Annotated in this window: 11 protein-coding genes; 4 read left to right on the top strand and 7 right to left on the bottom strand. The window is 71.2% G+C overall.

Annotation, left to right across the window (positions count from 1 at the left end):
- Window positions 1-49 precede the first annotated feature (49 nt).
- Window positions 50-937 (bottom strand): LysR family transcriptional regulator, encoded by an 888-nt coding sequence (locus BC793_RS46535; RefSeq protein WP_109603073.1) that lies wholly within the window; start codon window positions 935-937, stop codon window positions 50-52.
- On the bottom strand, window positions 910-1854 hold the full coding sequence (locus BC793_RS46530; protein WP_109603072.1) for an MBL fold metallo-hydrolase: 945 nt from the start codon (window positions 1852-1854) through the stop codon (window positions 910-912). Before BC793_RS46530 ends, BC793_RS46535 begins: the two co-directional genes overlap by 28 nt.
- Before the next feature lie 341 nt (window positions 1855-2195).
- Between BC793_RS46530 and BC793_RS46525 the strand changes: the two genes are divergently transcribed.
- Window positions 2196-3620, top strand: a complete 1425-nt coding sequence (locus BC793_RS46525) for an amidase (RefSeq protein WP_109603071.1) — start codon at window positions 2196-2198, stop codon at window positions 3618-3620.
- A 12-nt stretch (window positions 3621-3632) separates the two neighbouring features.
- Here the strand turns inward: BC793_RS46525 and BC793_RS46520 are convergent, their stop codons facing one another.
- Window positions 3633-4082 (bottom strand): hypothetical protein, encoded by a 450-nt coding sequence (locus tag BC793_RS46520; RefSeq protein ID WP_109603070.1) that lies wholly within the window; start codon window positions 4080-4082, stop codon window positions 3633-3635.
- A 394-nt stretch (window positions 4083-4476) separates the two neighbouring features.
- Here BC793_RS46520 and BC793_RS46515 point away from each other — a divergent pair, with 394 nt between their 5' ends.
- Window positions 4477-5064 (top strand): ArsR/SmtB family transcription factor, encoded by a 588-nt coding sequence (locus BC793_RS46515; protein ID WP_109603069.1) that lies wholly within the window; start codon window positions 4477-4479, stop codon window positions 5062-5064.
- On the top strand, window positions 5061-6335 hold the full coding sequence (locus BC793_RS46510; protein ID WP_109603068.1) for an MFS transporter: 1275 nt from the start codon (window positions 5061-5063) through the stop codon (window positions 6333-6335). The genes BC793_RS46515 and BC793_RS46510 overlap by 4 nt, the downstream gene beginning before the upstream one ends.
- Window positions 6336-6518: 183 nt before the next feature.
- On the opposite strand, the gene BC793_RS46505 is transcribed toward BC793_RS46510, so the two are convergent.
- The 4 genes from BC793_RS46505 to BC793_RS46490 form a co-directional block, all read right to left on the bottom strand.
- On the bottom strand, window positions 6519-6959 hold the full coding sequence (locus BC793_RS46505; RefSeq protein ID WP_239170733.1) for an SAM-dependent methyltransferase: 441 nt from the start codon (window positions 6957-6959) through the stop codon (window positions 6519-6521).
- A gap of 47 nt (window positions 6960-7006) precedes the next feature.
- A complete protein-coding gene (locus BC793_RS46500; RefSeq protein WP_203896656.1) occupies window positions 7007-8257 on the bottom strand; it encodes an MFS transporter in 1251 nt (416 codons plus the stop codon).
- Window positions 8258-8340: 83 nt separating this feature from the next.
- Complete coding sequence (locus BC793_RS46495; protein ID WP_158319576.1) at window positions 8341-9063, bottom strand: MFS transporter; 723 nt, start codon at window positions 9061-9063, stop codon at window positions 8341-8343.
- A gap of 165 nt (window positions 9064-9228) precedes the next feature.
- On the bottom strand, window positions 9229-9678 hold the full coding sequence (locus BC793_RS46490; RefSeq protein WP_109603066.1) for a MarR family winged helix-turn-helix transcriptional regulator: 450 nt from the start codon (window positions 9676-9678) through the stop codon (window positions 9229-9231).
- Window positions 9679-9755: 77 nt separating this feature from the next.
- Between BC793_RS46490 and BC793_RS46485 the strand changes: the two genes are divergently transcribed.
- The gene (locus tag BC793_RS46485; RefSeq protein ID WP_109603065.1) at window positions 9756-10514 is read left to right on the top strand and encodes an SDR family NAD(P)-dependent oxidoreductase; all 759 of its coding nucleotides are present in this window, start codon (window positions 9756-9758) and stop codon (window positions 10512-10514) included.
- Window positions 10515-10800 lie beyond the last annotated feature (286 nt).

Here is a 10800-nt window from a genome sequence, read left to right as displayed (position 1 = left end):
TGGGTTATGCAAGCGCCGGCGTGACCGGAGACGCCGAACACCCCATCGGCTACACCGAACGCGCCAGCCGCACGATCGTCTCCTCGAAGTCCGCGATGGCCGGCGGTACCCGGTCGAAACGTCGCCGGACCAGCAGCATCATCACCGGCGGCACCTCCTCGGCCAGTGGGCGCGCGGTGATCACCCCGGCCGTCTCCAGAGGATCACCGACGATGCTGTAGTCCGGCAGGATCGTCGGCCCGGTCCCGGTCGCCACCAGCGTCTTGCCCATCTCCGCGCCGTCGGTCGAGAACGTCTCCGGCGGGGGAGCGTCCCCGAACAGCCGCTGCGCCAGCCGGTGCATCAGGTAACCCGGGCGCATCGCCACGAACGGCCGCGCGCGCAGGTCCGCGACACTCACCGCGGGCTGCGCGGCCAGCGGATCATCGGTGCGGCAGCACACCTTCGGTACGCCACGCAGCAGCACCGTGCCCTCCAGTGCGGCCGGCAGATCGTCCCCCGGAAACACGTTGATCACCCCGACGTCCAGCCGCCCCTCGATCAGCCGTTCCTGGATCTCGGCCTGCAACAGTGTCGCCACGTCCACGGTCGTGCTCGGATGCCCGGCGCCGAACTCCCGCACCGCCGGGACCAGCAGCGACGACGTCCCCGCGTTCACCGTGCCGACCCGGATCGTGCGCGCGTGGTCGCGGGCCGCCGCCTTCAACCGCGCCACCCCGGCCAGGATCTCGGTCATCACCGGCAGCAGATCCCGGCCCTCCCGGCTGACCCGCGCCCCCGACCGGTGCCGCTCCAGCAACGGCACGCCCAGCTCCCGTTCCAGCGCGCTGATCGCCTCACTGAGCGCCGACTGCGACACGTGCAACCGCTCACCGGCCCGGCGCAGCGACCCGTGCTGGATCACCGCCGTCAGGTACTCCAGCTGCTCGAACCGCATGCCGCCTCCCACGGGTCCGAGCGCCGCCACAGGGTGGGCAGGTGCAGGCCGACGCCGTCGCGGCCGGCGAGTCCGCCGAGCACCCGCATGGTCAGGTCGAGGTCGTCACCGGCATACGGCAGAGCCCGCAGCGGCCGGTCCAGCGGACGGAAGAAGTCGTCCCAGTGGATCAGCACCACCCGGCGGGCACCGACCGCCCGTACCGTATGCCGCCAATAGTCGCGGAGGTAGGCCTCACCGCACCCACCGAGCCCGCCGACGCCGATGAAGGCGACGTCCGCTTCCCGGCCGTCGAGCGCCCCCGGCACGAACCCCGCACTGCCCTGCACCAGCGCGGTCCGCCCGCCGTCGTGCCCGGCCAGGATCGACCACGCCTCGCCGCACCGGTAGGCCGACGCCCGCACCGGCGGCACCACCGGCGCGCTGATCACCCCCGGGAACCGGTCCGGCGGGCAGTGCGCGGACTCCACGAACGTCAGCGTGAACGCGCCGTACCGTCGCGGCTCGCCCGGGACGACCACGTGGAGGCGGTCCTCGGCCAGCCCGGCGCCGCGTCCGACGTTCGCCGCCGACGCCCCGCCGACCAGCGCCGCCCCGGTCCGCAACGCCACCGTGGGGGAGTCCAGGACGTGGTCGAAATGCGTGTGCACCGCCGCGACGGCGTGCAGCCGCGACCCGTGCCCCAGGCGTTCCAGCCCGGCGTCGATCCGCCTGCCGTCCGGAGCGATCCGGCCCAGCGCGACCCGCAGCAGCGACGGCCGCGAGAAGAACCCGTCGGTCATCACCGCGTCCGTCCCGTCGGTGAACAGCAGCCCCGCCACCCCGAAGAAGGTGACCCCGAACGGCCCCGCCGCGGGCGGAAGGTCGAAACGCCCGGCGTAGCCGCCGAGATCCGGGCGCCCGATCTTGATCCGCATTCCGGCGACGTTACCGCAGCCACCAAACGAGGTTCCTAGGATGCTGTACGCACGGTGTCGCCCCGCACCCACGCAAAAGGCCTCCACACCGACCCGACCCCACACCCGGTCCCGCCCTCGGCCCGCCAAAAACCCGGCTGGTCCTCACCGCTGTCTCAGGCGCGCCGAGACAGCGGTGACAACCAGCCGGGGACGACCGGCGACCAGCCGGAGACGACCGGCGACCAGCCGGGGACGACGGCGACCAGCGGGGGCGACCGGCGCCGGGCCGCCGGGCATTAGGCGACCGGTGACCAGCCGGTTACGACCGGTGCGGGACGCCGGGCGTTAGCCTGCGGGTCATGGATCCGGCGATCGTGCGGTGGAGCGCGGCCGAGCTGTCCGCGGCGATCCGTTCCCGTGAGGTCGGCTGTGTCGAGGTGATGACCGCCTACCTGGACCACATGGAGCGGGTCAATCCACAGGTCAACGCGATCGTGTCGATGCGGCCGCGGGCGGAGTTGCTGGCCGAGGCCGCGGAGCGGGACCGCACGCCGTACCAGGGCTGGATGCACGGTTTTCCGCATGCGGTGAAGGATCTCGCCGATGTCGCGGGTCTGCCGACCAGTCACGGCCTGATCCGCTCGGCGCCGGCGGCCACCGCGGACGCACTGTTCGTCGAGCGGATCCGTGCCGCCGGGGCGATCTTCATCGGCAAGACGAACACGCCGCAGCTGGGGCTGGGTTCACACACCTACAACGACGTCTTCGGTACGACCCGCAACGCCTACGATCTGTCCAGGTCGGCCGGTGGCAGCAGTGGCGGCGCCGCGGTGGCCGTGGCGCTGCGGATGGTGCCGGTCGCCGACGGCAGCGACTTCATGGGCTCGTTGCGTAATCCGCCGGGCTGGAACAATGTGTACGGTCTGCGGCCGTCGTTCGGCCGGGTGCCGTCGGCCGGTGGGGATCCGTTCGCGGCGCAGGGTGCGGTGCAGGGCCCGATCGCGCGTACCGCGTCCGACCTGGAGCTGCTGTTGCGCACCATGGCCGGCTACGACGACCGGGCCCCACTGTCCCTGCACGGTGATCAGGAGCGCCGGCCGTCGTTGCGGGGCGCGCGGATCGCCTGGTTCGGTGACCTCGGTGGTTACCTTCCGATGGAGCCGGAGGTCCTGGAGGTCACTACGGCGGCACTGGACCGTTTCACCGCCTTGGGCATGATCGTCGACACGGTCGACGATCTGCCGTCCGCGGGTGCTTTCACCGGCAACGAGAGCCTGTGGCCGGCGTGGATCACCCTGCGGCGTCAGCTCGCCGGGCAGGCCGTCAAGGTGTTCCATGACGTGCCCGCCTGGCGCGCTCTGCTGAAACCGGAGGCCCGCTACGAGTACGAGGGTCTGGCCGGGCTGTCGGCGGTGGACATCGCCGAGGGTGCGGCGTTGCGCGGCGGCCTCTATGAGGGGTTCCGGCGGTTGTTCCGACGTTACGACTTCGCGGTTCTGCCGACCGCGCAGGTGTGGCCGTTCGATGCCGCCCGGCACTGGCCGGGCAGGATCGGGGACACGGTGATGCCGACGTACCACCGGTGGATGGAGGTGGCGACGATCGCGACGCTGATCAATGCGCCGGTGGTGGCGGTGCCGGCCGGTTTCGGGTCCGCGGGTCTGCCGATCGGTCTTCAGATCATCGGCCGCAATCATGACGATTATGCGCTGATCGCGCTCGCCGCGGCGTGGGAGCGGCAGACCGTCGACTGGCAGCGGACGCTGCCGCTCCTGGTGCGCTGATCCGGGTGCCGGTCAGAAAGCGTCGCGGACGTTGAAGGTGACCTTCGGGTGGGTGCCGAGCCCGCCGCCGACGACCTCACATTCCAGTTCTTCGGGGGCGTCGCAGGTGAATTCGTTGTCGCGCGACCACGGGTTGCGCCAGTAGAACTCGACTTCGCCGTAGGTGGTGCTGAAGGTGACGGTGGCCTCGGTGCCGCCCTGGTCCTCGATCGATTCGGAGCCGAACTTGGCGACCGCCAGGCGCTTGATGGCCTTCGGCGGTGCGGTCGTCCAGTCGCCTTCGACGATGTCCTTGTCGGAGAGGCTGAGGCGCAGGTCGGTGTGGTTGCGCACGGTCACGGCGACGCTGCGGTCTCCGGTCAGTGCGGGCTGTGCGGTCGCCGGGGCGGGCAGGCAGACGGCGAGTCCCGCGGCGGCCAGTGCGGCTGCGCCGGCGGTACGGGGAAGGGTGAGCAGAGACATGAGGATCTACCTCCGAATTGGTGTGATGGGAATCGGTCCACGCCGGACCGGCCTCATCAGTATTACCTGGATTTGTGGCTGTGCTGGCATTAATCGGGTTATCGAGTTTGTTTCCGAATCCTCAATGGTCTGACCTTCTTAGGGGCTTTGACCAGCGAACTCGTGCACGATATGGCCCGCCGTGAATTGGTGAAATGGTCTCACTGAAGTGAGTCCAGGAATGGCGGGGAGCCAGCGCTCAAATCGTAGGCGGCGCGGGCCGGTGCCAGCCTCGTATTCCCGAACGAGCCGCCCATGCGTCCGTCAGGCTGATGGGTGTATCGGCTGAACAGCCGATGCCCGGCGACCTTGCGGGAGGGCTTGACGCGACAACGTGAGAGGGTACTTTCGAAAGATGTCTCTCACTAATCCGTACGGGGACCTGGAGATCAGTGACCCGCAGGCCCTGCGGGCGCTGGCCCACCCGGTGCGGCTCGCGATCCTCAACCGGCTGCAACGGCACGGGCCGGCCACCGCCACCCAGCTGTCCGCACACGTCGGCGCCACCCCGTCGGTGGTCAGCTGGCACGCCCGGCACCTGGCCTCGTTCGGGCTGGTCGTCGACTGGGACGGTGCCACCGGTAAACGCGAGCGCTGGTGGCAGGCGGCCGCCAAGGGGTTCCGTTTCACGATGCCGGAGGACGCCGAGGGGCAGGACGCGGCCCGTCTGCTGCAGGGCGAGATGTTCGCCCGCGCCGCCGAGTTCCCGCAGCACTGGCTGATGCACGAGGAGCCGCACCTGGACGGCGCGTGGCGGCGCCTGGCCGACTTCGCCGACACCCGGCTCGTCGTCACCGCCGACGAGCTGCGGCGGTTGCAGGAGGCGGTCGAGGCGCTGATGGCGCCGTATGTGCGACGCGACGCCGCGGACCGTCCCGCCGACGCCCGCGGTGTGCGGGTCCTGCGTTACGTCCTGCCGGAACACGACGAGCAGCAGCCGTGACCGCCACCGCCCCGGCGACGCCGACGGCGTGGTCGAGCCGTCGCTTCCGGGGATTCTGGTACGCGCAGACCATCTCCCAGTTCGGCGACCGGATCAGCGAGATCGCCCTGCCGCTGCTGGCCGTCACGATGCTCGCCGCGTCACCCGGCGAGGTGGGCCTGCTGACCGCGCTGATCTGGCTGCCGTACCTGTTCGGTGTCTTCGTCGGCGCCTGGGTCGACCGGTACCGCCACCGGCGGCGTCTGCTGATCATCGCCGACCTGATCCGGGCGGTGGTCCTGCTCACCGTGCCCGTCGCCTACCTGCTGGACCTGGTCACCCTGCCGCACCTGTTCGCCGTGGCCCTGCTCACCGGGGTCGGGGCGCTGTTGTTCAGCATGGCGTATCCGTCGTTCTTCGTGACGCTGGTGCCGAGCCACAGCTACGTGGACGCCAACAGCAAGCTCAGCCTGAGCCGTGCCGGGTCCTTCGTGGCCGGACCCGCCGTCGGTGGCGCCCTCATCCAGGTGCTGACCGCTCCGGTCGCCCTGGTCGCCGACGCACTGTCGTTCCTCGGTTCGGCCCTGCTGCTGCACCGCATCCCCGACGCCGCCTCTCCGTCCACGTCGCCGGACCCGGCCGGCACGTCGCCTGAGCTCGGGGCGTTCCGGCGGATCCGCGAAGGTCTCGCGCTCCTGCTGCGGCACCGGGTGCTGCGGGCCGTCCTCGCCTGCACCACGACTGTCAACCTGTTCACGTTCATCGCCGGGACGCTGGTGATCCTGTTCGCCAGCCGGGAACTCGGCCTGTCCGCCGGCGCCATCGGTATCGCGTTCGGTGCCGGTGCGGTGGGCGGTGTGGCCGGTGCGGCCCTGGCCCCACGGGTGACGCGGGCGATCGGTCTGGGCCGTACCGCGATCATCGGTGTCGTGTTGTTTCCCGCCCCGCTGGCCCTGATGGCGCTGGCCGGCGGCACGGTGCCGGCGAAGGTGGCGCTGCTGGCCGCGGCCGAGTTCGTGTCCAGCGCCGGCGTGATGCTGATGGACATCAACCTCAACGCCTTGATCACCACGGTGACGCCGGACCACGCCCGTGCCCGGATCGCCGGTGCCTACAGCACGGTCAACTACGGCAGCCGTCCGCTGGGCGCACTGATCGGCGGCTGGCTCGGCACGGCCATCGGTCTGCGTCCCACCCTGGCCCTCGCCGGGACGGCCGGTGTCTGCGCCGCCTTCTGGTTGCTGGCCTCCCCGGTACGCCGCATCTCCACGCTGGACGCCGAGACCCCGTGAACCGGCGCTCCCCGTCCCGCCCCGGGGCTTCTCCTGTCGTCACTGCCGGCGGTCGGGCGCGTCGAGGCGGCGGTGAGTGCCGGCTGGTCGTGACCGCTGTCTCGAGCGCGGGGAGACAGCGGTCAGGACCGGCCGTAGAAGATCGTCTCGCGATGACCTCGGGGGCCGGGTGGCTCGGTCGGATCAGTAGTAGTCGCGCATGATCTCGGTGGACCAGGCCGGCTGGTGGACGTCGCCGCGTGGCCCGAACTCGGCCATGTAGGGCTTGATGTCCAGGACGGGTGTGCCGGCCACCGCGTCAAGGCCGCTGACGTGCAGGTCGAGGCCGTCGACGCGGTGCAGACGGCAGCGGGAGACACCGAGGCGGTTGGGACGGTTCTTGCCGCGCTGGGCGAAGATGCCGACCAGCGGCCAGTCGGTGTTGCCCCGTGGATGCCGGGCGCCGGTCTCGATCTTCTCCAGCGGCACCCGGTCGAAGTGGAACACCACTTCGAGATGCGAGAACGCGTCCAGCCCGGCCAGGGCCTGCGGTTCGAACTGTGTGCCGTCCAGCCGGATCACGGCCGTGACGGCATCCCAGGCGTCGTCGACGACCTCCTCGCGGCCGCCGAGTACCTGTGCCACCGGCTTCAACGTCACCACACCGCGCCCCCTCCGTCGATCATGGAACCCTACCAACGGGTCCCGGATCGGACCCCTCGGTGTTGCCGGGGCCGGGAAGCGTACGAGAGGCGGGCTCGGGGGTGAGGGGGGCGCAGGCAGAGGGCCGCGGTCACGGCGGCGGCGACGGCTCCGGCGGTGAGGATCAGGCGGTAGTCGGCGACGGCGAGCAGGGAGGCTCCGGCGGCCTGGCCGATGGCGCCGGGTGCGAACGTGAGGAGGGCGACCGTGCCGGAGACCCGGCCGAGGTAGGCCGCGGGAATGTCGCTCTGTACCCGGGTGGCGACGGTGATCAGCACCCAGGGCAGCGCGATCCCGGCCAGCAGACTGGACACGGCGACCGCGGCCGGCGACGGTGTCGCGCGCAGCAGTGTGCCGATCCCGAAGACGGCGATGCCGGCACCGGCGAACACGTGCGGGCGGATCCGGCGCAGCAGCGGCCCGGCCAGGAACCCACCGGCGACCGAGCCGGCGCCCTGCACCGCCGACAGCACGCCGACGACCGCGGGGGCGCGCTGGAGTCCCTCGTCGACGACCGCGTAGATCGTGGTGCCGGCGAGGCCGGCGACGGCCATGACCGCCGCCGCGCACAGGACGATGCGGCGCAGTTCGCGGTGGCCCCACAGCAGGCGGGCTCCGTCGGCGATCCGGGCGCGCCAGGGTGCCGTCTCGGGTTCGCCGGCGATCGGGCCGGGCCGGATGAGCAGGCACAGCGCGGCGGCGGCGAAGAACGTGACGGCGTCGAGGAGGGCGACGCTGGCGCCGCCGAGCCAGGTGAACAGGCCGGCGCCGACGAGTGGGGCGGCCAGTTTCATGCCTTCGGACGCCGACATGCGCAGGCCGTTGACGTCGCCGAGCAGGTCGGCGGGGATCGCGGCCGGCAGTACCGCGGTCTCGGCGGCGTCGAGGACCACGAAGCTGACGCCGTAGGCGAGCATGACGGCGAAGATCAGCCACACATCGGTACGGTCGTCGACCAGCAACAGCAGTAGCAGGAGCAGGCCCATGACGGTGTGCGCCGCGATCATCACCTGGCGGCGGTGTGGCGTCCGGTCGACGACCGCGCCGATCAGCGGGCCGGCCAGGGTCGGTGCCCACAGCAGGAAGCCGACCCAGGCGGCCAGGCTGCTGGATCCGGTCAGTGTCATCACCCAGATGCCGGCGGCCAGCATCATGGCGCTGGTGCCGAAGCTCGACACGAGCACGGCCGCGAGATAGGCCGTCGCGTTGCGGCTGTGTGCCACGCGGGTCAACCCTGCCACGCCACTCTCCTCGAGTTGAGTTGGAGTGGCTCACGTTAGGGAGGTGTATTCGGGCAGGTCAACGCGTACCAGTGCTTTATATGTCAATCTGTTGTTGACATGCGGCGTACCGGAGAGAAGAGCAGGATGAGCGTCGGCAGTGCCAGGCCCGCGGCGCCGAGGAACAGACCCGTCCGGACGCCGACGGCGGCCGCCGTCAGGCCGGTCGCCGCCGCACCCAGCGGCACCGCCGCGTAACTCGCCAGCCGCATCACCGCGTTGACCCGGCCCAGCAGGTGCGCCGGCGCCACGGTCTGCCGCAGCGTCACCGAGCCGATCACCGAGATCGTCACACCGAACCCGGTGACCAGGTACGACGCGGCGATCGTCGCGCCGGCGGCGAATGGCGGACCGGACGCGAGCGGCACCAGCACCGGGGCCGCGCAGCCCAGCGCGGTGCCGGCGATGAACGTGCGCCCGAAACCGAACCGGCGTACCGCCCGGGGTGCGACGATCGCCCCGGCCAGCCCGCCGAGGCTGCCGATGCCGATGGCCAGGCCGAGCATCCCGGCGCTCAGATCCAGAACGGTCAGCGCATAGAGGACGATGAGCGTCTCACCGAACTGGACGAAGAAGTTGTAGGTGAACGCCTCCAGGCAGATCGTGCGCAGCAGGGGATGCCGGAGGACGGCCGCGAAGCCCTCGGTGACCTGACGTCGTAACCCCGGGTGTCCGTCGGCGCCGGGCGGGGGCGTGTCCGGTGCCTTGATCGCGGCCAGGGTGACGACCGAGAACAGGTAGGAGACGGCGTCGACCAGCAGCGTCACCGGGTCGTGACGGCCGAGATCGATGGCCGGGTCAACGGCGCGGCTGCCGATGACGGGAACGCCGGGATGTGGTGATCATGCCCGGTCGAGCCGGGCAGCGAGGACGGAGCGCCTGGATCCTCGGCGCCGGTGGTCACTGTGGGCAGAGTGGCGCGAACCGCAGGATCACTCCGTGTCGGTGGCCACCGTCAGGAGGTTGGTACGGACCGTCTCCAGCAGGCCGAGCAGCCGCTCCTGATCCGAATCGGTCATGCCGCCGGTTGCCGTCTCGGCCAGGGTGCGCCACGCCGCCTCCACCGCCGGGATGACCGCGCGGCCTTTGGCGGTGAGTCTGACCAGGGTGGCGCGCCGGTCACCGGGCACCGGCTCGCGGACGAACCAGCCGCCCTGGTCCAGGCGGCTGAGGCTGCGGGTCACGGTGGGCTGTTCGACGCCGAGCTGGGCGGCGATCTCGCTGATCAGCATGCCGTCGGGTGCGCCGCCGAGCGTCCACAGCAGCACGTCCTGCCCGGGGTGCAGGCCCAGGGCGCTCAGCGTGTCGGCCTGGGCGGCCCGATAGAGCTTGGCCACCTTGACCAGCGCCTTGTTGACGGCCAGCACGTCCGGGAGTTCCACCGGGGCAGTCTACGGCTTGACGGGCACCCCACCGCAGATGCATAGTCGGCTAATATATAGCCGACTAAGGAGATCGTGTGAACACCGGAATCGACGGCCGTACCGTCCTGGTCACCGGCGCCTCGGGCGCCATCGGCCGCGCCGCCGCGCTCAGCCTCGCCGCCGAAGGCGCCGCCGTCGCCCTCACCTACCGGCACCACGGCGCAGCCGCCGCCGACACCGCCGAGAAGATCAACAGCTCCGGGGGTACGGCCTACGCCGTCCACTGGGACCAGACCGCCCCGGACACCGCCCCCGACGTGTTCCGACAGATCACCGATGAACTCGGCCCGCCCACGATCGTCGTCGCCAACGCCGTGCAGTGGCCGTCCTTCGACGACGCCGAGATCCCCGGCCTCACCGCGTCCCTGCACGCCAACACCGTCGGCCCGCTCGCCCTCATCGACGCCGCCCTGCCCGCGATGCGCGCCGCCGGCTGGGGCCGTATCGTCGCCGTCTCCACCGACGTGGTCGCCCAGCCGATGGCCGGCCCGCTCGCCTACGCCACCGCCAAAGGCGCCCTGGAGACCGCCGCCCGCATCCTCGCCGTCCGCGAAGCCCGGCACGGCATCCTGACCAACGTCGTCCGCCCCGGATTCACCCTCACCGACCGTGCGCTGACCGCCCCGTTCCTCGGCCCGGAAGCCGTCGCCGCCGAGTCCGCCCGCACCCCGACCGGCCGCATCTGCACCCCCGAAGACGTCGCGCAGACCATCACCTACCTGGCCTCGCAAGCCAACGGCCACGTCAACGGCCAGACCGTCTCCCTCGCCGGCGGCCGCGAACTGGTCCGCTGACCGAGCCCCACCCGCCCCGGCGCCGCCGCCGACGTTCACCAACACCGACCTGACCCACCCACCCCGAGCCGCACCTCGGCAGGCCCCCGCCCACCCCTCTGGTCCGGCTGGCTGCCACCGCTGTCTCACGAGTCCCGAGACAGCGGTGGTGACCAGCCGGAAGCCCCCGGCTGGCTGTCACCGTTGTTTCGGGGACTGTAAATTTATCGGCGGATCTCGATACTTAGGGAGACGCTCAGATGACGACCGAACACCCTGACCGGGGAGTGGCCGGTGTCGCGCCGGC

The sequence above is a fragment of the Actinoplanes xinjiangensis genome, assembly GCF_003148685.1.
GTDB classification, from domain to species: Bacteria; Actinomycetota; Actinomycetes; order Mycobacteriales; family Micromonosporaceae; genus Actinoplanes; species Actinoplanes xinjiangensis.
This window is presented reverse-complemented; position numbering and strand designations above follow the sequence as displayed.